The 23,029-nt window shown below is 58.9% G+C and carries 24 protein-coding genes and 2 pseudogenes; 12 read left to right on the plus strand and 14 right to left on the minus strand.

Annotated elements, in window-relative coordinates:
• Positions 1-35: 35 nt before the first annotated feature.
• Positions 36-545 carry a DUF1993 family protein gene (locus tag AO240_RS17720; protein WP_099237863.1) on the minus strand — a complete coding sequence of 170 codons (510 nt, stop codon included), beginning with the start codon at positions 543-545 and terminating at the stop codon, positions 36-38.
• A gap of 115 nt (positions 546-660) precedes the next feature.
• On the opposite strand from AO240_RS17720, the gene AO240_RS17725 reads away from it, so the two are divergent.
• A complete protein-coding gene (locus AO240_RS17725; protein WP_099237865.1) occupies positions 661-1,314 on the plus strand; it encodes a YceH family protein in 654 nt (217 codons plus the stop codon).
• A gap of 157 nt (positions 1,315-1,471) precedes the next feature.
• Here AO240_RS17725 and AO240_RS17730 read toward each other — a convergent pair whose 3' ends face one another.
• Entirely contained in the window at positions 1,472-2,290 is an 819-nt protein-coding gene (locus AO240_RS17730; RefSeq protein ID WP_099237867.1) for a shikimate 5-dehydrogenase, read from the minus strand.
• Between the two features lie 156 nt (positions 2,291-2,446).
• Between AO240_RS17730 and AO240_RS17735 the strand changes: the two genes are divergently transcribed.
• Positions 2,447-2,824: a hypothetical protein gene (locus AO240_RS17735; protein ID WP_099237869.1), complete on the plus strand. Its 378-nt coding sequence runs from the start codon at positions 2,447-2,449 to the stop codon at positions 2,822-2,824.
• Between the two features lie 485 nt (positions 2,825-3,309).
• Positions 3,310-3,519: a hypothetical protein gene (locus tag AO240_RS17740; RefSeq protein WP_099237871.1), complete on the plus strand. Its 210-nt coding sequence runs from the start codon at positions 3,310-3,312 to the stop codon at positions 3,517-3,519.
• 29 nt (positions 3,520-3,548) lie between these two features.
• On the opposite strand, the gene AO240_RS17745 is transcribed toward AO240_RS17740, so the two are convergent.
• Positions 3,549-4,241 carry a DUF4225 domain-containing protein gene (locus tag AO240_RS17745; RefSeq protein WP_099237873.1) on the minus strand — a complete coding sequence of 231 codons (693 nt, stop codon included), beginning with the start codon at positions 4,239-4,241 and terminating at the stop codon, positions 3,549-3,551.
• Positions 4,238-4,735, minus strand: coding sequence for an Hcp family type VI secretion system effector (locus AO240_RS17750; protein ID WP_099237875.1), 498 nt, complete (start codon positions 4,733-4,735; stop codon positions 4,238-4,240). The genes AO240_RS17745 and AO240_RS17750 overlap by 4 nt, the downstream gene beginning before the upstream one ends.
• A gap of 595 nt (positions 4,736-5,330) precedes the next feature.
• On the opposite strand from AO240_RS17750, the gene AO240_RS17760 reads away from it, so the two are divergent.
• Both AO240_RS17760 and AO240_RS29005 read left to right on the plus strand, forming a co-directional pair.
• A complete protein-coding gene (locus tag AO240_RS17760; RefSeq protein ID WP_099237879.1) occupies positions 5,331-5,525 on the plus strand; it encodes a hypothetical protein in 195 nt (64 codons plus the stop codon).
• Between the two features lie 91 nt (positions 5,526-5,616).
• Positions 5,617-5,796 (plus strand): hypothetical protein, encoded by a 180-nt coding sequence (locus tag AO240_RS29005; RefSeq protein WP_099237881.1) that lies wholly within the window; start codon positions 5,617-5,619, stop codon positions 5,794-5,796.
• Positions 5,797-5,859: 63 nt separating this feature from the next.
• On the opposite strand, the gene AO240_RS17770 is transcribed toward AO240_RS29005, so the two are convergent.
• Complete coding sequence (locus tag AO240_RS17770) at positions 5,860-6,927, minus strand: AI-2E family transporter (RefSeq protein ID WP_099237883.1); 1,068 nt, start codon at positions 6,925-6,927, stop codon at positions 5,860-5,862.
• A 160-nt stretch (positions 6,928-7,087) separates the two neighbouring features.
• Between AO240_RS17770 and yegQ the strand changes: the two genes are divergently transcribed.
• On the plus strand, positions 7,088-8,410 hold the full coding sequence (gene yegQ / locus AO240_RS17775) for a tRNA 5-hydroxyuridine modification protein YegQ (protein WP_099237885.1): 1,323 nt from the start codon (positions 7,088-7,090) through the stop codon (positions 8,408-8,410).
• Positions 8,411-8,427: 17 nt separating this feature from the next.
• Here yegQ and AO240_RS29360 read toward each other — a convergent pair whose 3' ends face one another.
• The 3 genes and pseudogenes from AO240_RS29360 to AO240_RS17785 form a co-directional block, all read right to left on the minus strand.
• The gene (locus AO240_RS29360) at positions 8,428-9,249 is read right to left on the minus strand and encodes a methyl-accepting chemotaxis protein (RefSeq protein WP_371918642.1); all 822 of its coding nucleotides are present in this window, start codon (positions 9,247-9,249) and stop codon (positions 8,428-8,430) included.
• 36 nt (positions 9,250-9,285) lie between these two features.
• A pseudogene (locus tag AO240_RS29365) lies at positions 9,286-10,107 on the minus strand (cache domain-containing protein); the annotation flags it as partial.
• A 190-nt stretch (positions 10,108-10,297) separates the two neighbouring features.
• Positions 10,298-11,617, minus strand: coding sequence for a Na+/H+ antiporter family protein (locus AO240_RS17785; protein WP_177445838.1), 1,320 nt, complete (start codon positions 11,615-11,617; stop codon positions 10,298-10,300).
• Positions 11,618-11,765: 148 nt separating this feature from the next.
• Between AO240_RS17785 and AO240_RS17790 the strand changes: the two are divergent.
• Positions 11,766-12,011: pseudogene (locus AO240_RS17790) on the plus strand (chemotaxis protein); the annotation flags it as partial.
• 145 nt (positions 12,012-12,156) lie between these two features.
• On the opposite strand, the gene AO240_RS17800 reads toward AO240_RS17790, so the two are convergent.
• From AO240_RS17800 to AO240_RS17815, 4 genes are read right to left on the minus strand one after another with little or no spacing between them, the layout of a single operon-like run.
• Positions 12,157-13,476 (minus strand): sensor histidine kinase, encoded by a 1,320-nt coding sequence (locus AO240_RS17800; protein WP_099237891.1) that lies wholly within the window; start codon positions 13,474-13,476, stop codon positions 12,157-12,159.
• Positions 13,473-14,141 (minus strand): response regulator transcription factor, encoded by a 669-nt coding sequence (locus AO240_RS17805; protein ID WP_099237893.1) that lies wholly within the window; start codon positions 14,139-14,141, stop codon positions 13,473-13,475. Before AO240_RS17805 ends, AO240_RS17800 begins: the two co-directional genes overlap by 4 nt.
• Positions 14,141-14,455, minus strand: a complete 315-nt coding sequence (locus AO240_RS17810; protein WP_099237895.1) for a PepSY domain-containing protein — start codon at positions 14,453-14,455, stop codon at positions 14,141-14,143. The genes AO240_RS17805 and AO240_RS17810 overlap by 1 nt, the downstream gene beginning before the upstream one ends.
• Positions 14,455-14,757 (minus strand): PepSY domain-containing protein, encoded by a 303-nt coding sequence (locus AO240_RS17815; RefSeq protein WP_099237979.1) that lies wholly within the window; start codon positions 14,755-14,757, stop codon positions 14,455-14,457. The genes AO240_RS17810 and AO240_RS17815 overlap by 1 nt, the downstream gene beginning before the upstream one ends.
• A gap of 160 nt (positions 14,758-14,917) precedes the next feature.
• On the opposite strand from AO240_RS17815, the gene AO240_RS17820 reads away from it, so the two are divergent.
• The 5 genes from AO240_RS17820 to AO240_RS17845 all read left to right on the plus strand — a co-directional run bounded on the left by AO240_RS17820 (position 14,918) and on the right by AO240_RS17845 (position 22,229).
• On the plus strand, positions 14,918-15,997 hold the full coding sequence (locus tag AO240_RS17820; RefSeq protein WP_099237897.1) for a hypothetical protein: 1,080 nt from the start codon (positions 14,918-14,920) through the stop codon (positions 15,995-15,997).
• Between the two features lie 76 nt (positions 15,998-16,073).
• Positions 16,074-16,430 carry a 6-carboxytetrahydropterin synthase QueD gene (gene queD / locus AO240_RS17825; protein ID WP_058414152.1) on the plus strand — a complete coding sequence of 119 codons (357 nt, stop codon included), beginning with the start codon at positions 16,074-16,076 and terminating at the stop codon, positions 16,428-16,430.
• Positions 16,431-18,242: 1,812 nt separating this feature from the next.
• Positions 18,243-19,511 (plus strand): cytosine permease, encoded by a 1,269-nt coding sequence (gene codB, locus AO240_RS17835; RefSeq protein WP_099237899.1) that lies wholly within the window; start codon positions 18,243-18,245, stop codon positions 19,509-19,511.
• A 158-nt stretch (positions 19,512-19,669) separates the two neighbouring features.
• Complete coding sequence (gene codA / locus AO240_RS17840) at positions 19,670-20,905, plus strand: cytosine deaminase (protein WP_099237901.1); 1,236 nt, start codon at positions 19,670-19,672, stop codon at positions 20,903-20,905.
• A 172-nt stretch (positions 20,906-21,077) separates the two neighbouring features.
• Positions 21,078-22,229 (plus strand): MFS transporter, encoded by a 1,152-nt coding sequence (locus AO240_RS17845; protein WP_099237903.1) that lies wholly within the window; start codon positions 21,078-21,080, stop codon positions 22,227-22,229.
• A gap of 26 nt (positions 22,230-22,255) precedes the next feature.
• On the opposite strand, the gene AO240_RS17850 is transcribed toward AO240_RS17845, so the two are convergent.
• Positions 22,256-22,804, minus strand: a complete 549-nt coding sequence (locus AO240_RS17850) for a type III secretion effector protein (protein ID WP_099237905.1) — start codon at positions 22,802-22,804, stop codon at positions 22,256-22,258.
• A 1-nt stretch (position 22,805) separates the two neighbouring features.
• Positions 22,806-23,009 carry a hypothetical protein gene (locus tag AO240_RS28410; protein ID WP_143505393.1) on the minus strand — a complete coding sequence of 68 codons (204 nt, stop codon included), beginning with the start codon at positions 23,007-23,009 and terminating at the stop codon, positions 22,806-22,808.
• Positions 23,010-23,029: the final 20 nt, after the last annotated feature.

Here is a 23,029-nt window from a genome sequence, read left to right on the forward strand (position 1 = left end):
TCGGGCTTTTATGCACTGATAAAGCGGCTATTTAATTAGAACGCGCCCATGTAATCGCGCTTGCCCACTTCCACACCGTTGTGACGCAGCAAAGCGTAAGCGGTGGTGACGTGGAAGAAGAACTGCGGCAAGCCGTAGGTCAGGAGGTAGGATTGGCCGCTGAAGCGCTTCTCTTTCGGGGTGCCGGGCCGGGTGACGATCTCGATGCCTTCTTTGCCATCGACTTGCGCCGGGGTGATGGTGTCGACAAATGCCAGCACTTTGGCGATCAGCGCTTGCAGGTCGGCAAAGGTCACTTCGCTGTCTTCGTATTTGGGCACTTCGATCTCGGCCAGGCGCGCGGAAACGCCCTTGGCGAAGTCCACAGCGATCTGTACCTGGCGCACCAGTTGGAACATGTCCGGGAACAGGCGCGCTTGCAGCAAGGCGTTCGGCTCGATGTTTTTGGCGGTGGCGTGGGCTTCGGCTTTGTTCAGCACATCGCTCAGGGCGCTGAGCATTTGCTTGAAGACCGGGATGGAGGCGGCGTACAGGGAAATAGTCATGAAAGTCTCACGGTAATGGCAGGGTTGGAACCAGCCGCGATTATAGACCCGCCCGCAGCTTGTCTTTTATTTTTTCAGGATTAGGCTAGGGGGCTCACTGCATAGGGAAAGCGCGATGACCGCCGAGCACGACACCGACACCCCTGAGCCGCGCCTCAATAGCACGGAAATCCGCGTGTTGGGTTGCCTGATCGAAAAACAGGCGACCCACCCGGAAACCTATCCCCTGACCCTGAATGCCGTGGTACTGGCCTGTAACCAGAAAACCAGCCGCGAACCGGTGACGAACCTCAGCCAAGGCCAGGTCGGCCAGAGCTTGCGTGCGCTTGAAGCACAAGGTTTTACGCGCCTGGTGATGGGCAGCCGCGCCGACCGCTGGGAACATCGCGTAGAAAAGGCGCTTGAGCTGGTACCCGCCCAAGTGATTCTGATCGGGCTGCTGTTTTTGCGCGGGCCGCAAACAGTCAACGAACTGCTGACGCGCAGCGGGCGTATGCATGACTTCGAAGATGCCGAACAGGTTGTGCATCAGCTCGAACGCCTGATTGCACGCGGGCTGGCGCTGCTGGTGCCGCGTCAAGCGGGGCAACGCGAGGACCGTTATACGCATGCGCTGGGAGACCCCGCGGACATTGAAGTGATACTCGCAGCGCGAGGCAGCCCGGTGGAGCGTGGGGCCGGCAATTCGGTCTCTGTGGAACGTATCGAAGAGCTGGAAGCGCGGATTGCGGCGCTGGAGGAACGCTTGGCGCAGCTGGAACAGGGCTGAGGCAGGCGTTTGATAGCGCCGGAATGCCATCAACTGTGGGAGCGGGCTTGCTCGCGATTGCGCTGCGTCAGATAAGTATTTTTCAACTGACAAAGAGCAATCGCGAGCAAGCCCGCTCCCACAAAAGCGCTCTTGAGCTTATAAGCCAGCCACCGTTTTAAACCCGCGCAAACGCCACCGCTGCCTCAAATTGCGCCTGCGTCGGTCGCACGCCGGTATACAGCACAAACTGCTCCAACGCCTGGATCGCAATCACCTCCAACCCGGTAATCACCCGCTTACCCTTGGCGCGCCCAAGCACAATCAACGGCGTTTCAGCCGGAATCGCCACCACATCAAATACCGTGTCAGCCGCATCAACAGCCTCAGCCGAAAAGGCCAACTGCTGCGCCTGCGGCCCGCCGGTCATGCCAATCGGCGTCACATTGACCAACATCTGCGGGCGCAACGGCCCCAACTCCGCCTGCCACTCGTAGCCCAGACTGCGCGCCAGCGCGCGACCCGCCACCTCATTGCGCGCCACAATCACGCCATTCGCGTAACCACCGTCACGCAAGGCGCTGCCCACCGCCTTGGCCATACCGCCGCTGCCATGCAGGGCAAAGGTCGAAGCCTTGGGTACAGCATGCTTTTTCAGCAGTTGTTCAACGGCGATGTAGTCCGTGTTATAGGCCTTGAGGTGGCCGTCAGTGTTGACGATAGTGTTGAGGGACGCGATCGCCTTGACCGAGCTGTCCAACTCATCGACCAGCGCCAGGCTGGCTTCCTTGAACGGCATCGACACGCCACAACCACGAACGCCCAGCGCCCGGATACCGCCAATCGCGCCGGGCAAATCCTGGCTGCTGAAGGCTTTATAGTAGAAGTTCAAACCCAGCTGTTCATACAGATGGTTATGAAACCGCAAGCCAAAGTTACCGGGGCGCGCCGACAATGACATACACAGCTGGGTGTCCTTGTTGGGGTGCATCTGCATGGCAAACTCCATTAAGTAAGCAAATCGGTACAGACCTTACACAACCTTTACCTATCGGCTGTGCTGTTTTTCAGAAATACGTTGTCTTAAAAGTATCCCCGCGACAATCCTTGAGTCTATCGATTGCAGACCACAAGCGCAGGGGCTAACCGAGGAATGACCATGATTCGTAAAATCCCCAAAATCGCCTTGCTTATCGGCGCACTCGCTATGGCAGGCCAAGCCTCAGCTCACGGTGGTGGTTGGGGTGGGCCGGCCGTATTGGGTGCTTTGGTTGGCGCAGCCGTAGTCGGTTCCGTGGTTGCCAGCCAGTCCCAGCCGGTGTACGTGCAGCAGCAACCCGTGTACGTGCAGCCGCAGCCGGTGTATGCCGCGCCTCCACCGGTGTATTACGCCCCGCCACCGCCGGTGTATGTGCAACAACAGGTTTATTACCGCCCGGCGCCGGTCTATTACGGCCCACCACATGGCTATTACGGCCCACCTCGTGGCTACTATGGCCCTCCCCACGGCTACTACGGCCGCGGCTGGTAACACTGAGTTGACATGACAGGAACAGGCCTCGCCCACACGCGGGGTCTTTTTTTTAACGATGATCGGATTCAGGAAACACAGGGTATAGGAGCATTGCCAAAATCGCGCGATCGCGCACCTCCCAAGAGGCCAAACGCAGTCAGTTACAATTTAGTCTGGTCATAACCGAGGGCAAGCTGATCCCAGCGGGCGAGTTCGAATTAGACCGATCAAGTTAACCATAACGCCCCATTACACAACGCCCCCGACTATTATTACGCTCCTGAACACCTGTCATGGATCGCGCTTGAATACACGCGGGCCAGCAGCGCGCAAAATGATCAAAGCAATGACGGGAAGATACAGCCGAGCTGCAGACCTTCCAGTGCGCCCGATTGAACCTAAACCAGAAACATAGCAAACTGGTACAGTTGAAATTATTTAACAGCCATGGTCGTATTGACCATTATTCATCCGCAACAATTAATCAGCGCTCTGGGAAAATCATGAAAATGGAAGATCTGCGCTATTACACAATGGTAACGCTGCTGGTTTTAGCTTCGGCAGGGTTTAACACAATGCTGATTCTTTGGATCATAGAGCAATTCACTTCATTATCCAGAGGCGCCACTGGCATCGCAGCCATTGCGATTTTCATAGTCATCAGTATAGCCGGACTGATTCATGCCATTCCCAGGTTACGAGGGGTGATCTGAACATTGATTGCTTACTAACTACCCACCCATTAATCTCTACCCTCCTGATCTGTATTCAGTGTAAAAATGGACTGAATTGAAATACCATCAATAAAAACCTCTAGCGCCAGAGAGATTTTTCCGGCTTGCTTGTAGGCCTTTTCATAATCGTCAGCGATATTACGAAACAACTTAAACGCACCTTCTTTGGGGACGTTCCTACCGAGCCCAACGCCTGCCAGAACCAGGTCAATAGAATAATATGCCATGTCACCGCTCGACTCATCTTTAAGTCTATTTCTGTAGAACTCTCTTACAGGGCCGACCGAGTTATTGTTGCCATTGTATATATTCAGGACGCCTTCATGAATGTTGTTGTACCCGTGAGCTATCATAGGCCCGCCGTAGGGAGCTCCGAGCCCTCGAGTGGTCACCAGTACCTCAGCGCCTGTTTTGACTTGCATGAAACCACCGGCGATTCCCCCTCCATTTTTAGCGTAAAACCACAGTGTATTGGCTAATTCGTCATACTCATTTTTTAGTTCCTGCATGCCCTCCCAGGCGCTGATCACACCCTGATTAACGTCGCGAATGACTTCGTTTACATAGTTAGAAATAACCGAGCTGAATTTAACTTGCATCACGCTATCCGGTAGATACGTGCCGCCTGCTGTGCAGCCTAGAGACTGTAAGTTTGACCCTGCTTTCGCAACATCATTCAGGTCATACTGCTCGGCGTTCACGCCTCGTTATTCCAGGTGCTGTGCGCACTTGTACCTGCTTGAACATGTGTCCATGTAATATCTCTATAACGGATGGCGACAATTTCTTGCGGCTGACCGTCAGACATATTGATTACGTGCGGTACTTGAATATTCATGTAGGCAATACGTGCGCCCGACAAATGGACGGAGAAATATTTTTCCAGGCCTCCCAGCAAGGAGGCACGATACAAGTCAATCACGCACTCAACTTCCTCGCCATCATGCAGTGCATTGGCAATAAGCGGTGAGGACTTATCAATATTCTTTGTGATGACGACAGGCCGGTGCTGTGAGCGCCCGCTTGTCACGGCCCCATCGCTGACGCCCACCATGTCATGCGAATAAGCTAACACCATGATTTCATCGAAGTGACCAATCTGGCATTTATTGCCGATAGAGTCCTGACTGGAACAGGACGACGAAATCAATCCTTGTTTTTTCCCTGTTATGGACATGTATCCGTGATTAGCCATAGTAATACTCCTTTTATTCGCCGCTACCGTACTACAATCGGACGAATACAGGGTGTGGGATATTTCTGAAAATATAAAGATTAAGTCTGTTCCGGTGGTGTAGGCCAAAACTACAGATCTTTACGGCAATGCGCTAAGCCGTGTCATCCCCACGATCCATATCGAGTGAGAAAATTCGCCCACGAAACTATCGCCGTCGTAACCAGCTAGTCCAACAACTACCGAGTGAGCCTTAGCTACACCATTGGGCTGAAATGACTCAGGCAGACCTGATCTGGTTACAGTTGAGCACGCGCCCTGCCAGACGAGTTGAAAACTGCACAATACTTCGAAGCAGCCGACAAGCGAATGAATCGGCGCGTTACGAATAACGCCACTTATGCTTAACAGCCCCCTAAGGTACGGGGCCTTTTTTTGCCGGTACGTCCAGGTTGCTACTGCCAAGGTCGCTGTGAGGACAATGGTCGAGGCGTATTCGTACATCATTAAGGCCAATGTCTACTTGCCCAAACGCGCTTCGGACTGTCATGTTGACGTAACGAAACAGTCTCACTATTGACCCTGTCCACCCAATAACAACAAGGACAATCGACCGATGCCCACGCAAAACCCGCACCGCACCGCTGGCCTGTGCACTTCCAGCAAGGTTTACAGTGCGCTGACCGAACTCAAGCACCTTGAAGGGCACCGCAGCGCGAAGTTCCTGGCCCTGCTGGCAGAAAACCTGGTGCTCAAAGGCCTGCTCAGCGAACAGGAAGTGGTGAGCATGCTCGACCAGGTCGTCGACTGACGTCTGGCGTTGATGTCGACTATCGAGCCAGTTGATTTTTCCTGCGGGCATCTGGCCCGTATGGTGACCCCCATAGCAATTGGAGGTCCTTATGCCCACTGTTCAGATCATGTCCGTTATCGGCAGCGCCGTCCCCGCTTCTCTTCGGGAGCATGGGTTGCTGGCCTGTTGGTACGTGGTACGCGATGGCGAGCCCATCAGCGGCCCGCTCACCTCTTTAAATGCGGCAGAGAAGCAGCTGCAAGCTACAAGTTATAAGCTACAAGCCTGATCGCTCGCAGCTCGCAGCTTGAAGCTTGAAGCTTGAAGCTTGAAGCTTGCCTCTCCGCCCCTGCTAAGGCAACGGCAGCTTGACCCGTGGCTTGCTTTCGACGAACAGCGCCCAGCTGGATATAAACAGTGCCGCCACCAGCGGCCCGATCACAAACCCGTTCAGGCCAAACACCGACAGGCCGCCGAGGGTCGAGATCAGGATCAGGTAGTCGGGCATTTTGGTGTCCTTGCCCACCAGAATCGGGCGCAGCACGTTGTCGACCAGCCCGATCACAAAGACGCCGAACAAGCCCAGCACCACGCCTTGCCAGATCGAGCCGCTTAACAGGAAGTAAGCGGCCACCGGCCCCCATACAATGCCCGCGCCCACCGCCGGCAATAGCGACAGAAACGCCATCAACACCGCCCAGAGCAACGCGCTGGGAATATCCAGAAACCAGAAGATCAAACCGCCCAGTGCTCCTTGGGTCACGGCCACCAGCACGTTGCCCTTGACCGTTGCGCGTACTACACGGTTGAACTTGAGCTGCAAACGACGCTTCTGCGGCTCGGCCAGCGGCACCGCCGTGCGCACTTTGCGCACCAGCTCCGGGCCATCGCGCAGCAGGAAAAACAGCAGGTAGAGCATGATGAAAAAGCTCACCAGAAAATCAAACGTGCCCTGGCCGAAGCTGAACGCCTGGGTCGCGAAGAACTGGCTGCCCTGCATCGCGCTTTTGACGATATTTTCGCGCAGGCCTTCGAGGTTGCCCATGCCGAAGCGGTCCAGCAGGTGCTGGAAGTACGGCGGCAGGAAGTTTTTGAACTGCTCGATATAGCCCGCCACATCCAATTGGCCGCTTTCTATATTTTTGTAAAGCGTCGCGCCCTCTTGCACCAGCAACACGCTGGTAATGATCACCGGCAGGATCGCGATGACCAGGCACACCGTCAACGTGGTCAAAGACGTCAGGTTACGGTTCCAGCCGAAGCGCATTTGCAGGCGCCGTTGCATTGGCGCAAAGATGATGCCGAGGATGACCGCCCAGAACACCGCGCCATAAAACGGCAGCAATATCCAGATAAAAGCGAGGGTCACCAGCACCAGCAGTAACAGCAGGGTTTTGAATTGCAGGTTGGTTTGATTCATGTCCGGTCCATGTCAAAAAGCCGGGTGCGTATATGCGCCCTGCTGCTTAGTCCGCTGCAAGCCCTGCGAGTGCCATCTTTGTTGCAAGCGTAGACGCAGATCAATAACCCCGGTTGAAGCTTGCACTACCCTGCGGCACTTTTTGAACCCAGTGCCGACCATGCCGCCTATTCTTGCCCCCGAACTGCTCGCCCCCGCCGGCACCCTGAAAAACATGCGCTACGCCTTCGCTTACGGCGCCGATGCGGTATACGCCGGCCAGCCGCGTTACAGCCTGCGCGTGCGCAACAACGAGTTCGACCACGCCCACTTGGCGCTCGGCATTCAGGAGGCCCATGCGCTGGGCAAACGCTTCTACGTGGTGGTGAACATCGCGCCGCACAACGCCAAGCTGAAGACCTTTCTCAACGACTTGGCGCCGGTGATAGCCATGGGCCCGGATGCGCTGATCATGTCCGACCCCGGGCTGATCATGCTGGTGCGCCGCCACTTCGCGCAGATGCCGATTCATTTGTCGGTGCAGGCCAATACGGTGAATTGGGCGAGCGTGCAGTTCTGGCAGCAGCAAGGCATTTGCCGAGTGATTTTGTCACGCGAGCTGTCGCTGGAAGAGATCGACGAGATCCGCCGGGAGGTGCCGACCATGGCGCTCGAAGTGTTTGTGCACGGTGCCTTGTGCATGGCGTATTCCGGGCGCTGCCTGCTCTCGGGCTACCTCAACAAGCGCGATGCCAACCAAGGCAGTTGCACCAACGCGTGCCGCTGGAAATACCAGGCCACTGCGGCGGTGGAAAACGCCGCCGGCGACATCGTCCAGCCGTATCCGCCGGAGCCGACACTGGGCATCGGTGCGCCGACTGATCAAGTATTCCTGCTGCAAGAAGCCAATCGCCCGGATGAGCTGATGCCGGCGTTTGAAGACGAACACGGCACCTACATCATGAATGCCAAGGACCTGCGTGCGGTGCAGCATGTGGAACGCCTGACCCGGATGGGCGTGCATTCGTTGAAGATTGAAGGCCGTACCAAATCGCACTTCTACTGCGCGCGCACCACTCAGGTGTATCGCCAGGCAATCGATGATGCAGTGGCCGGTCGCGCCTTTGACCGCCACTTGATGACCGATTTGGAATCGCTCGCCCAACGGGGTTACACCGAAGGTTTCCTGCGCCGCCATGTGCACGACGAATACCAGAATTATCAACATGGGAGTTCGGTGTCGGAGCGCCAGCAGTTCGTCGGCGAGCTGACCGGTGAACGCCGCGGCGAGTTGGCCGAGGTCAAGGTGAAGAACCGCTTTGCGCTGGGTAACCACTTGGAGTTGATGACGCCCGCCGGCAACGTTCACTTCGCCTTGGCAATGATGCAAAACGCCAAGGGCGAGGCCATCGACGTGGCGCCGGGCGATGGGCACACCGTGTATGTGCCGATCCCTGCGCAGGTGGATTTACGCTTCGGCCTGCTGATGCGTGCTGTTTCGTAGCAACGGCCGCTGCGGTGTCAGATCTTGAACTGCCCGACCAATTGCCCCAACCGCTGGCCAAGGTCCGCCAGGCTGCGCGAGGTCTGCGCGCCCAACCGGGTTTCATCGGCCACACTGTCCACCGCCACGGCAATCTGGTGCACGCTGCGGTTGATCTCTTCGGCCACGGCGGTTTGCTCCTCGGCGGCGCTGGCGATCTGCGCGTTCATCGAATTGATGGTGCCGATCAACTGCGCCATGGTGTCGAGTGACGTCCCGGCCTGGTTGGCCTGGGCCGACGTGCCATCACCGGCATCGCTGGAGCGGCGCATTGCATCCACAGCGGCTTCGGTGCCTTTTTGCAGGCGGTCGATCATGCCCTGAATTTCCTGGGTGCTGGTTTGGGTGCGGCTGGCCAGGGCGCGCACTTCGTCGGCGACTACCGCAAAACCACGCCCGGCCTCACCGGCGCGCGCGGCTTCGATGGCGGCGTTGAGCGCCAGCAGGTTGGTCTGTTCGGCAATCGAGCGAATCACCCCGAGCACGCTGACAATCGACGATACATCCTGCTGCAAGCTGTCGAGGGACACGCCGCTGCTAAGAATATCGTTCACCAGCGCATGGATCTGCGCGATGCTGCCGTCCACCACACGCTTGGCGGCCTGGCCTTCTGCATCGGTCTGTTGCGCGGCGACGGCGGCGCCCTGCGCACTGCGCGCCACTTCGTGTGCGGCGGAGGACATCTGGTTGATCGCGGTAGCCACCTGGTCGGTTTCGTGGCGCTGACGCTCCATCGCCCGTTCGGAACGTTGGGCCTGGTCGGATACCTGGCTGACCAGACCCGTGAGTTGCGTAGTCATCTCGGTGATCTGGCGCACCAAGCCGTGGATCTTGTCGACAAAACGGTTGAACGCGCCAGCCAGATCACCCAGCTCATCGTGGCTGGTGATTGCCAGGCGCCGAGTCAGGTCGCCCTCGCCGGCAGCAATGTCGTCGAGGTTGGCTTTCATCAAATTCAACGGCCGCAGAATGGTATTGGCCACTACCATGCCGACCGCGGCGATCACCAGCAGCACCACCACCGCCAGGCCGAGGATGCTCAGCAGCACGCCTTCCATTCGTTTCTCGACCTTGGCCTCGACCACCGCCACCTGCGCTTCGATGCCATCCAGATTCACCGACGTACCGATCACCATGTCCCACTTCGGCAGGTAGTCGGTGTAACCCAGCTTGGGCACCAGTTCGGTCTGCCCTGGCTGGGTCGAGCTGTATTGCAGGTAGTGGCTGCCGTCCTTGCCGACCTTGACCAGGTCGCGGTTGACGTAGACGCCGTTGGGGTCGCGGTTGTCCTTGAAGCTCTTGCCCACGCCGTCCGGGCTGTTGCCCTTGAACAGGCGGATGGTTTCGGAATCGTAGCCGAAGAAGTAGCCGTCCTTGCCGTAGCGTGTATTCGACAGCAGCTTGACCACCTCGGCCCGCGCCGCGGTATCGCCGGGGGCAGCCGCGTCGTACAGCGGCTTGATGGTGGTCATCGCCACCTCGACGTAACTTTGCAGGGTGGCCTTGGCGTCATCGAGCAGACGCTGGCGGGTTTCATCCACCTCGTTGCGCGCTTGCCCTTGCAGAATCCACACCGTGGTCAGGCTGATGACCACGGCAAACAGCAACACCGGAACGACGGCGAGGGACAAAACCTTGCCCTTTAAACTCAGACGCATGGCTTTTCTCTCTTATTAGTAGCGACTTGAGAGGTTAACGGCCGGCTCCGAGTATTCTGTAGGGCTCAAGCACGTGTGCCGAGCACCCTTGTGGCGAGCGGGCTTGCTCGCGTTGGGCTGCGTAGCAGCCCCATCATCCAGACAGACCGAACCCGCCAGCCCAGCCACACAGCGAGCAACAACCAAACACCTAAAGCGTCATTGCCGCAATCCAGCCAAACGCCAGCAACGGGATGTTGTAGTGCAGAAAGGTCGGCACCACAGTGTCCCAGATATGGTGGTGCTGGCCGTCGATATTCAGGCCGGAGGTTGGCCCAAGCGTAGAGTCGGAGGCCGGCGAGCCGGCGTCGCCCAGCGCACCCGCTGTGCCGACGATGCACACGATGGCCAGCGGGCTGAAGCCCAATTGCACACACAGCGGCACGAAAATCGCGGCCAGAATCGGCACTGTGGAAAACGACGAACCGATGCCCATCGTCACCAACAGCCCCACCAGCAACATCAGCAGCGCACCCACACCACGGCTGTGGCCGATAAACGCCGCCGAGGTTTCCACCAGCGAGCGCACGTCGCCGGTGGCCTTGAGCACTTCGGCAAAGCCCGACGAGGCGATCATGATGAAGCCGATCATCGCCATCATCTTCATGCCTTCGGTGAACAAGTCGTCGGTTTCGCGCCAGCGCACGATGCCCGACACCGAGAAAATCAGGAACCCGGCCAACGCGCCGATGATCATCGAGTCCAGCCACAACTGAATAATGAACGCCGCCGCAATCGCCAAGCCGGCCACCAGCAATGTCAGCGGGTTGTACTGCACCGCCACTTGCTCGACGCGCTCGATTTTTTCCAGGTCATACACGCGTTTCTTGCGGTAGCTGATAAACACCGCCACCAGCAGGCCGACCACCATGCCCAATGCAGGCAAACCCATGGCGTGGGTGACGTTGACCTGGCTGATGTCGACGCCGCTTTTGGCCACGTTGGCCAGCAGGATCTGATTCAGGAAGATATTGCCAAAGCCCACCGGCAGGAACATGTAGGGCGTGATCAGCCCGAAGGTCATGACGCAGGCAATCAGGCGACGGTCCAACTGCAACTTGGTCAACACGTACAACAGCGGCGGCACCAGCAGCGGGATAAACGCGATGTGGATCGGCAGGATGTTTTGCGAGGCAATCGCCACCGCCCACAATAGGCCGATCAACAGCCATTTGACGTGGTTACCGCCCGTGGCCTCCTGGCGATCCACCAACATCAACGCCTTGTCGGCCAGCGCGTGGGCCAGCCCGGACTTGGCAATTGCCACCGCGAACGCGCCGAGCAAGGCGTAAGACAACGCCACAGTGGCGCCGCCACCCAAACCGCCGTTGAAGGCCTTGAGCGTGGCCTCAATGCCCAGGCCACCGGTCAAACCACCGACCAGGGCGCCGATGATAATGGCGATGACCACATGCACGCGGGACAGGCTGAGCACCAGCATGGTGCCGACCGCGGCGATGACTGCGTTAATCATGGTTACCTCAAGGCAGAAACAAAAAACAGGCATGCCCGCGCCCGAGCGGCCAGTGAGTGGCTGCCAGCGCGCAGGCTTTAAGAGGTCTTATTAGAGGGCGCGCACTTTGCAGCAGGCGCGCGCGCATGTCAAAACGCGCCGGTCAAAAACTCTGGTGCGACGCACTCAGGAGTCGGTGGAAGACACCCGATTGGTGATTGAACACCTGCAAATCGCCAGCGCTGCCGAACAGCAAAGCGCGGTGGCTGAAGAGATGAACACTAATGTGGCGACTATTCGGGATGTGGCGGAGTCGCTGTAAGAGCAGGCGAATGAGCCGGCACGGGTGAGTCAGACGTTGAACAGTTTGGCCAATCAACAGCAGGGGGTGATGGGGCAATTTGGCGTGTAAGCGGCCTGCGTTGTCGGTGAGCCCAAAGCGGCCGGAACACGGTCAAATGTGGGAGCGGGCTTGCTCGCGATGCAGACACCTCGGGCCCTCAGGGACACCGAGTTGATGCCATCGCGAGCAAGCCCGCTCCCACAGAAAAGCCCACTCAGGCCTGCCGTTTGGGCAGCTCAACCCACACTTTCAGGCCACCCAGCTCACTCTCCTGCAATTGCAACCCCCCGCCCCACACTTCGGCGATGTCGCGCACTATCCCCAGCCCCAAGCCATGGCCGTCTATCTGTTCATCCAAACGCGTGCCACGGCTGAACACTTGGTCGCGCTGGATGTGCGGAATCCCCGGGCCATCATCTTCGACCACCAACACGTAGCTGTGCGCCGTGTCACTAATGTTCAAGCGGATCTCGGCGTCTGCCCATTTGCAGGCGTTGTCGAGCAGATTACCGAGCAACTCCAGCAAGTCCTCGCGATCCCAAGGCAGTTGCAACCCAGGCGTGACGTGGTAGCTCAAGTCCAGGTGTTCGCCGTGGATCACGCTCAGCGTGGCCAACAAGCCCGGTAGTTCCTTTTCACAGTCAAACAACGCACCCGGCAACGTTTCACCCGCAAGGCGTGCACGGTTGAGTTCGCGATTTAAACGCTGCTGCACGTGATCAAGCTGTTCGCGCAACAACTTGGCCAATTCCGGATGGGCCTTCAACTGTTCGTTGGAAGCCACGCTCAACAGCACGGCCAATGGCGTTTTCAACGCGTGGCCCAAGTTGCCCAACGCGTTGCGCGAACGCTTGAGGCTGTCTTCGGTGTGAGCCAACAGATGGTTGATCTGCGCCACCAGCGGTTCCAGCTCCAGCGGCACTTGGGTGTCGAGTTGCGAGCGCTGGCCCTGTTGCAGTTGGGCGATCTGCTCGCGCACGGTTTCGAGTGGGCGCAAGGCGCGGCGCACGGTGACCCGTTGCAAAATCAGCACCAGCAGCAACGCGGCAAGGCCCAGCACCAGACCGATCTGGCGCATCAGGCGAAAGCTTTCGCGCACCGGGGTGTAGTCCTGAGCCACGCTGATGGAAATCAATTGGCCGAAGCGCTTGTAGTCCGAACGCAGCACCAGCAGTTGCTGGCCTTCCGGCCCTAACTGCAAGTTGCCCTTTAGCCCAGCCTCGGGCAAGCGCGGCAGTTCCTGGTCCCATAACGAGCGGGAGCGCCAATGCGTGTCGGTAAAGTCGATACGAAAATAGTGCCCCGAAAACGGCCGCTGGTAGGCAGGCGACAAGCGATGTTCGTCCAACTGCACGCCGTTCGGCCCGCGCACCAGCGCCACCAGCAGGTTCTCGCTGTCGTTGCGCAACCCAGCTTCCAGATAGCGCTGCAAACCGGCCTCGAACAACCACAAACTGGTTTGCGCCAACACCAGGCCGACGATCACCATCACGCTGATCAAGCCCAGGCTCAAGCGCCGCTGAATGGACCTCATGCAGGGCTGGCGCCAAACCGGTAACCCTGGCCGCGCCGGGTTTCAATCACACTGCGGCCCAACTTGCGGCGCAGGTGGTTAACGTGAACTTCCAGCACATTGGAGTCGCGCTCGGTCTCGCCGTCGTACAGATGCTCGGCCAAGTGGCTTTTTGAAAGGATCTGTTCCGGGTGCAACATGAAATAGCGCAGCAGGCGGAATTCGGCGGCGGTCAACTGGATCTCGTCGCCATCACGCAGCACACACTGGCGCCCTTCATCCAGATGCAGGCCGGCAGCTTGCAGGGTGGGCTGGTTGGCGTGGCCGTGGGCGCGGCGCAACAGCGCCTGGATGCGCAAGTGCAGTTCTTCGGGGTGGAACGGTTTGCTCAGGTAATCATCCGCACCGGCCTTGAGCCCTTCGATACGCTCGGCCCACGAGTCGCGCGCCGTGAGTACCAGCACCGGCGTAGCCAGGCCCGCGGCGCGCCATTGCGCCAGCACCTCAAGCCCGGGCAAACCGGGCAGGCCGAGGTCAAGGATGATCAGGTCATAGGGTTCGCTGCGGCCCTGATACACGGCATCACGCCCATCGGCCAGCCAGTCGACGGCATAGCCTTGACGCTGCAGGCCAGCCAACACTTCATCGGCCAGCGGAACGTTGTCTTCCACCAGGAGCAGGCGCATCAGTCATCTTCCTTATCTTTGAGCAACGCACCGGTGGTTGCATCCAGCTTGATCTCGCGCACCACGCCTGCAGGGGTCACCAGCTCTACTTCGTAAGCATAGTGGCCGTGTTTTTTTTCAAGCTCGGCTTCCAGCAACCGCGAACCGGGGTGCCGCGCCATGGCTTGCTGCAACAACTCCTCCAGCGGCAGGATCAGCCCCTGCTGGCGTAGCGCCAAGGCTTCATCCTGGTTGAGGTCACGGGCGGCCAGGCTTGAGCAAAAAGCCAGGAGCGCCAGCACCATCAAACCGCTGGCGCGTCGAAATACCTTCATTACGTATCCTGATGATTCTTGAGAACGTGCCCGGACAGCGCGTCCAATTCGACGTCCCACTCGATGCCATGCGCGTCTTCAAGTTCGACTTGATAGACGTACTTGCCATAGGCCTCGTCCAAGTCGGTGTCGAGTAGGGTTGAACCTGGATGCAGCGCCAGGGCTGTAGCTTCCAGCTGATCGAAGGCGACAATTGTAACAGTGCCAGGCAATTTCAGTGGTGTGCCGGGGTCCACTGCTTGGGCCAGTGCCGCCGTGGACGCGATGATACAGGCGGCGACCAGCGCTGTGAGCCGCTTCATGGTAAGTCTCCGTTTCAGGATGTTTTTCCTACGCAGGCCACCGTACTCGCTGCAACTTAACTGAAACTGAATTGCCACCATGGCAATTTCATAGAGCCTTCTTTACCTATGCGTGTGCGAGTTTTCCTATAATGCCCCGCTCGCTTCAAATGAGACCGGTATGACAGCCATTCACATCAAGTTTCCCGCCCTGACCCTCAAGGCCGGCAAACGCGCCTTTGCACGTATTCGCGACCAAGGCCTGGCGCCTGCGGATGTCGGTACCCTGCCCGGTGCGGCCGGTGGCCCCAAGGCGCTGGGCATCCAGGGTCTGGACCTCGCGCTGTTCGGCGACTGGCTGCCGCGCGCGCCACGCGAACGCGCGCTGATCGGCGCTTCCATCGGCTCCTGGCGGTTCGCCAGTGCCTGCCTGCCCGACCCGGTGCAAGGCTTGCTCGACCTCGGCCGCTTGTACAACGAACAGCGTTTCGCCAAGGGCGTGAGCATGGCTGAGGTCAGCCGCAGCTGTCAGCGCATGCTCGATGACCTGTTGGCCGGTCGCGATGCGCGGGTGTTGGAAAACCCCGGTTATCGCCTGAACATCATGGTGGTCAAAAGCCACGGCCTGCTCGCCGATGACCATCGCGGGCGCCTCGGCTTGGGCTTGTCGTCAGTGATCGCCGACAACCTGCGCGGCCGCGCACGCCTGTCGCGACACTTTGAACGGCTGATCATCCACGACCCACGCCAAGCGCCGCCGGTGCATCCGCTGACGGATTTCCCGTCGCGCTTTGTGCACCTGGAACTCGGTAACCTGCGCCAGGCTTTGTTGGCCTCAGGCTCGATCCCGTTGGTGATGCAAGGTGTGCGCGACCTGCCCGGCGCCGGTCAAGGCACCTACCGCGACGGCGGCCTGCTGGACTATCACCTCGACCTGCCCTACCACGGCGACGACATTGTGTTGTACCCGCACTTCACTGACCGGGTCATCCCTGGCTGGTTCGACAAGGGCTTGCCGTGGCGCCGCAGCCATCCACAGGGCTTGCAGGATGTGTTGCTGCTCGCACCGTCGAGGGACTACCTCGCGCGCCTGCCGCATGGCAAATTGCCGGACCGCAGCGACTTCAAGCGCTTCCTGGGCGACGATGTGAGCCGCAACCAATACTGGCAAACCGCGATGAGCGAAAGCCAGCGGCTGGGCGATGAATTTCTGCAACTGGCCGATAACGGCGCGTTGGGCGAGCGCTTGCAAGCGCTTTAACCCAGCGGTATGCGCGGTGACGGATCAAGCTGTTAAACTTGCCGACTGCCAGACACCTGACCGAGCTGAAAACACTGTGGAAATCTTCAAAGAGTTTACCTTCGAATCCGCCCATCGCCTGCCCCACGTACCGGAAGGCCACAAGTGCGGGCGCCTGCATGGGCATTCGTTCAAGGTGGCGATTCACCTGAGCGGCGACGTGGACCCGCATACCGGCTGGATTCGCGACTTCTCGGAGATCAAGGCGATTTTCAAGCCGCTCTATGAACGCCTCGACCACAACTACCTGAATGACATTCCTGGCCTGGAAAACCCGACCAGCGAAGTGCTGGCCAAGTGGATCTGGAATGAGCTGAAACCGCTGCTGCCGGAACTCAGCGCGATTCGCATCCATGAGACCTGCACCAGCGGATGTATCTATCGCGGCGAATAACCCACCTCGCTCCGATAACGACGGAGCTAAACCGGCGCCCTGAAAGCCGCCCCACTCTCCCAAACCCAACGCGGTCAAAAATGTGGGAGGGGGCTTGCTCCCGATGGCAGTGGGTCAGTCAATTCATGTATCACTGTAAAACTGCTATCGGGAGCAAGCCCCCTCCCACAAAAAGCAAAAAAAGCAGATCTACTGTATATGCAAATCCGCCCTTGATCTGCTTCAACCACTCAAGTTGCAGAGCGTCCGGAGCGGCATTACCACGCAGAGCGTGGGAACGATCATCTATCTCCCAAGCAGAATGCATTCAAACTGTGGGAGGGGGCTTGCTCCCGATGGCGGTGGGTCAGTCAACTCATGTATCAACTGTAAAACTGCTATCGGGAGCAAGCCCCCTCCCACAAAAAGCAAAAAAAGCAGATCTGCCGCGTACGCAAAACCGCCCTTGATCTGCTTCAACCACTCAAGTTGCAGAGCGTCCGGAGCGGCATTACCACGCAGAGCGTGGGAACGATCATCTATCTCCCAAGCAGAATGCATTCAAACTGTCGGAGGGGGCTTGCTCCCGATGGCAGTGGGTCAGATAAATATTTTTCAACTGACACACTGCTATCGGGAGCAAGCCCCCTCCCACAAAAAGCAAAAAAAGCAGATCTACTGTGTATGCAAAGCCCGCCCTTGATCTGCTTCAACCACTCAGGTTGCAGAGCGTCCGGAGCGGCATTACCACGCAGAGCGTGGGAACGATCATCTATCTCCCAAGCAGAATGCATTCAAACTGTGGGAGGGGGCTTGCTCCCGATGGCGGTGGGTCAGATAAATATCTTTCAACTGACACACTGCTATCGGGAGCAGGCCCCCTCCCACAAAAAGCAAAAAAAGCAGATCTACTGTGTATGCAAAGCCCGCCCTTGATCTGCTTCAACCACTCAAGTTGCAGAGCGTCCGGAGCGGCATTACCACGCAGAGCGTGGGAACGATCATCCATCTCCCAAGCAGAATGCATTCAAACTGTGGGAGGGGGCTTGCTCCCGATGGCGTTGGGTCAGATAAATATTTTTCAACTGACACACTGCTATCGGGAGCAAGCCCCCTCCCACAAAAAGCAAAAAAAAGCAGATCTGCTGTATATGCAAATCCGCCCTTGATCCGCTTCAACCACTCAGGTCGGCTTTCAGGCCGCCGTGCTAAAAAAAAGCAGATCTGCTGTATATGCAAATCCGCCCTTGATCCGCTTCAACCACTCAGGTCGGCTTTCAGGCCGCCGTGCTCTTGCTTTTGATCTGCTTTTGATCTGAGAAGCGCCCCGTTAAACCACGATGGCCGCACGCAGGCTTGAATCCGTGGGTAACCCGGCAGGACGCCGGGTTAGCCGCGCTGGGCCAAGGATGGCCCATCGCGGCGGCCCACGGATTCAAGCCTGTGTGCGGGCATGCCGAGCCTAAGCGAGGCACCGAGTGGTGGGGCGAGGACCTTTTGGTTACTTTTGGGTCCTTTCAAAAGTGACTCGCTGTAAGAGCGAAACCGATATAAGCCATCCCCCAAATAACGGATATGTACGAAAATCCGAAGCCCCCCCAAGCCCGTTTCCCGCGCCACAGCGCGACACCAAACATCCAGTGGCGCCTCCCACAGACTGATCCAATGTGTCCCACCGCTGCACCGCTTTCGTGCCCGACCAGGCACAACGCACCCACATCAATTCGATTCCCCCCTGTTTGACCATGCGTAAGGTGCGCACATCGCGCCGTGCGACTGATGTGGCACGCGCGGTGCAACAGGCCTGCGTCACTCATTCAGGGAGCAAGGCACATGACGCAGCAAGAACCGGGCAACGATTACCCCCTCAGCGAGGTGCCGATGCAGGCGCGCAAAGGCTTGGCGTCCACCGCCATGGTGCTGTTGGGGTTTACGTTTTTCACCGCGACCATGTTTGCCGGCGGCAAGCTGGGAGTAGCCTTCAGTTTTACCGAGATGCTGGGCGTCGTGGCCTTGGGTAACCTGTTGCTGGGCCTGTACGCCGCAGGCTTGGGTTACATCGCTTTCAAAAGCGGCCTGAACTCGGTGTTGATGGGGCGTTTCTGCTTCGGCGAAGTCGGCAGCAAACTCAGCGACCTGATCCTCGGTTTCACCCAGATCGGCTGGTACGCCTGGGGCACCGCCACCGCTGCCGTGGTGCTGGGCAAGTATTTCGAGTTGAGCCAAAGCAGCGTGCTCGGCTTGATGGTGCTGTTCGGCATGGTGTTCTGCGCCACGGCCTACGTCGGCTATCGCGGGCTCGAAATACTCTCTTATATAGCGGTGCCGGCGATGGGTATCCTGCTGTTTCTGTCGATGTGGGTCGCCACGGTAAAAGTCGGCGGTCTGGAGGGTCTGCTGGCCGTGGTCCCCACCGGCGAGTTGGACTTATCCACCGCAATCACCCTGGTATTCGGCACCTTTGTCAGCGGCGCGACCCAGGCCACCAACTGGACGCGGTTTTCGCGCTCGGCCAAGGTCGCAGTCCTCGCCAGCTTGATCGGATTTTTTATCGGCAATGGTTTGATGGTACTGATCGGCGCCTATGGAGCCATCGTCTATCAACAGCCGGATGTGGTTGAGGTGTTGCTGCTGCAGGGCTTCGCCATGGCGGCGATGGCCATGCTGCTGCTGAATATCTGGAGCACTCAGGACAACACCATTTACAACTTCGCCGTCGCGGGTTGCAACTTGCTGCGCACCCGGCGCCGCAAGAGCGTAACCCTGGCCGGTGCGCTCATCGGCACGCTGTTGGCGCTGCTCGGCATGTACGACATGCTTGTGCCTTACCTGATTCTGCTGGGCACGGTGATCCCGCCGATTGGCGGGGTCATCATGGCGGACTTCTTCTACCGCTATCGCGGCCAATACCCGCTCCTTGCCGATACACGCCTGCCGGCGTTCAATTGGCCCGGGCTGGGTGCCTACGCGGTGGGTACGGTGTTGGCATTCCACTCGCCGTGGGTCGCGCCCCTGGTGGGGATTGCCGCCGCCGCGCTGAGCTACATCGTGCTGACCTCGGTATTGCGCGTGCGCTCACCGCTGGCTGATGCCTCGGCATGAAGGGTATTGCGCGACGAACCCGATGCAGAATCTGAAAGGCCGGTTTCACCAGAATGCTAACCTTGTGGCCGCCGCCCAGAGCCTGGCCCTGCACCGCAACAGCCCTGATCATCTGGCGACTGACTGCCTGATTGTTTTTAGCCAAGAGGAACTTGCCCATGCATATCATCAACGCCCGCCTGCGCAACCGTGAAGGCCTGCATGATTTGCACCTGGAACACGGCCGGATAGCCAGCATTACGCCACATACGGCCGCGCGCACGTTGACGCCAGCCGACCTGGACGCCGCCGGCAACCTGGTCATACCGCCCTTCGTCGAGCCGCATATTCACCTCGACGCCACACTGACCGCCGGCGAACCGCGCTGGAACATGAGCGGCACGCTGTTCGAAGGCATCGAGTGCTGGGGCGAGCGTAAAGCCACCATCACCCATGAAGACACCAAGACCCGCGCCAAAAAAACCATTCAGGCCTTGGCCGCGCATGGCATTCAACACGTGCGCACCCATGTCGACGTCACCGACCCAGACCTCACAGCCTTAAAAGCCATGCTCGAAGTGCGTGAGGAAAGTACGCACCTGATCGATCTGCAAATCGTCGCGTTCCCGCAGGAAGGCATCGAGTCCTACCGCAATGGCCGTGAGTTGATGGAAGAAGCCATTCGCCTGGGCGCCGACGTGGTCGGCGGTATCCCGCACTTTGAATACACACGCGACCAAGGCGTGAGTTCGGTGAAGTTCCTTATGGACCTGGCCGAGCGCACCGGTTGCCTGGTGGACGTGCACTGCGACGAAACCGATGACCCGCACTCGCGTTTTCTCGAAGTACTCGCCGAAGAAGCCCGCAGCCGCGACATGGGCGCACGCGTTACCGCCAGCCACACCACGGCCATGGGCTCTTACGACAATGCCTACTGCGCCAAACTGTTTCGACTGCTGGGGCACTCGGGCATCAGCTTTGTCTCTTGCCCCACCGAAAGCATCCACTTGCAAGGCCGCTTCGACAGCTTCCCGAAACGCCGAGGCGTGACCCGCGTCAACGAACTGCTCGAAGCCGGCATGAACGTGTGCTTCGGCCAGGACTCGATCGTTGACCCGTGGTACCCGTTGGGCAACGGCAACATCTTGCGCGTGCTGGAAGCCGGTTTGCACATCTGCCATATGCTCGGCTACCGCAACCTGCAAAACGCCCTGGACCTGGTCACCGACAACAGCGCCAAAGCCATGGCACTGGGTGAGCGTTACGGCCTGGAGCCCGGTCGCCCCGCCAACTTGTTGATCCTGTCGGCAGACAGTGACTACGAGGTGATCCGCAGCCAGGGCTCGGCGCTGTACTCGATCCGCCATGGCGAGGTGCTGATGAAACGGCAACCGGCGCACGTGGAGTTTGTGTAGGCCGTTGGCTTAATATCGAATCGCCATACAGCGGTTGCACGCGCATAAAAACAAGCGTGTGACCTGCGCTGGCGGCCATCAACCCTGGGGAACCCCATTCGCTCGGCACGGCCTGATATGCAAGGATGTCGCCCCGGACATCGTTCTTCGAACGCAAAACCAAGGATTTTTCATGACTGCCATCCCCACCCCAGCGCCCGTGGTTCCCGGCCGGCTGGAACAAATGTCGACGCGTATCGCGTTTTTTATCGCAGGCTTCGGCATCGCCGCGTGGGCGCCGCTGGTGCCTTACGCCAAAGCGCGCGCGCAACTCAACGAGGGCACGCTGGGCCTGCTGCTGCTGTGCCTGGGCGTGGGTTCGATCATTGCGATGCCGGTGGCAGGCGCGCTGGCATCACGTTATGGCTGCCGTCGCGTACTGACGGCCGGCACGATCATGATTTGCCTGGCGCTGCCAATGCTCGCCACGGTCAGTTCGATTCCGTTGCTGATCGCCGGGCTGTTTCTGTTTGGCGCGGGCTTGGGCACCGTGGATTCAACCGTCAACCTGCAGGCGGTGATTGTTGAGCGCGCCAGTGGCAAAACCATGATGTCGGGCTTCCATGGTTTGTTCAGCCTTGGCGGTATTGTCGGCGCAGCGGGGGTTGCCGGGTTGCTGGGGCTGGGCCTGTCGCCATTGCAGGCGACCCTGGTCGTCATCGTCATTATGCTGGTGGCGCTGCTCAAAGCCGGCCCTCACCTGCTGCCCTACGGCAGTGAAAGCTCAGGGCCCGCGTTTGCCGTACCACACGGTGTGGTGCTGTTTATCGGCTGCCTGTGCTTCATCGTATTTTTGGCCGAAGGTGCCGTGCTGGATTGGAGCGCGGTGTTCCTCAGCGCCGAGCGCGGCCTGGACGAGGCTTACGCCGGCCTTGGCTACGCCGCGTTTGCCTTGACCATGACCGCTGGGCGCCTGACCGGTGACACGATTGTCCGCCGCCTTGGCGCTACCCGCGTGATCATGCTCGGCGGCACGCTGGCCACCGCCGGCATGTTGCTCGCAACGCTGGTGCCAGCCTGGGAAACTGCGCTGTTGGGCTACGCTTTGGTGGGCGCGGGTTGCTCAAATATCGTGCCGGTGCTGTACAGCGCCGTCGGCAAGCAAACGGTCATGCCGGAACATATTGCGGTGCCGGCCATCACCACGTTGGGTTATGCCGGCATTCTCGCCGGCCCTGCGGTCATCGGCTTTATCGCGCATGGCAGCAGTTTGAGCATCGCCTTTGTGCTGGTCGCGATAATGTTGGCCGGTGTCGCCATCAGCGGCAAAATTCTCAAGGTGTAGCCCCACTGGCGCACAAGGCCAGGACGTTACCTGGCCTTGTGCGCCGCGTGCTGCTCCAGCCAGCGCGCCAGGCTTCTGTTGCACAGCCACCCGCCGTGCTTGGGGCGACCAAATAAACGCAGGGTGTTGGCACGCTCCAGGGAGCGCAATAAACCTGGGCGCTCGATGATGTTTCTTGCGGTGTAAACGCAGTGTTCGCTGTACTTCTTCCTCGGCAGCCCAGTGGTGGGTTCCAGAACCGGCACACCCAATGAGTCGATGTCATCGGGGTCATTCATCACGGCTTTGAGCAGTGCGATGTCGACGTATTCAAGCGCTTCAAAAAAAACTGTGCGGTCCTTGGGTTTATCCCTCAATTGTTTGAAATAGCCTTGCAGTGCCTGCACCACCTCGGCGTTGCCCTGACCATGAAAAGGATCCTGGCTGAAGGCTGCGGGGGAGCTGTTGCCCCGCAAAGCCAAGGCCGCAGTGTTAAGGCTGTCGCGGGTAATATAGCCCTCGGCGTCGATAATCGCGTCGTTCAGCAACGGGCGGCTGAGAATTTCCCTGACCACTAAAATCATACGGTCGCGCACATTATTCCCCCCGCAGCGCTTGCGCTGCGATTTGCCGCAAAGATGATTGCGTCACGCGGCCTTCCTTGAAAAACGCGTGCAGCTCGCCGAAGTTTTTCTCCAGCTCGCTCGCCAATTGGCTATCGGTAGAGTTCGGTCCTGGCGGGGTTGTGTTCGCGCGAGCAACCGGCGCGTTCTGTAAGGTCTGGTAGCGCAGCGACGACAAGGTTGCGCGCACTGCAGCGG

Origin of the sequence: Pseudomonas sp. ICMP 460, from assembly GCF_002723595.1 — a bacterium.
Classification (GTDB): domain Bacteria; phylum Pseudomonadota; class Gammaproteobacteria; order Pseudomonadales; family Pseudomonadaceae; genus Aquipseudomonas; species Aquipseudomonas kitaguniensis.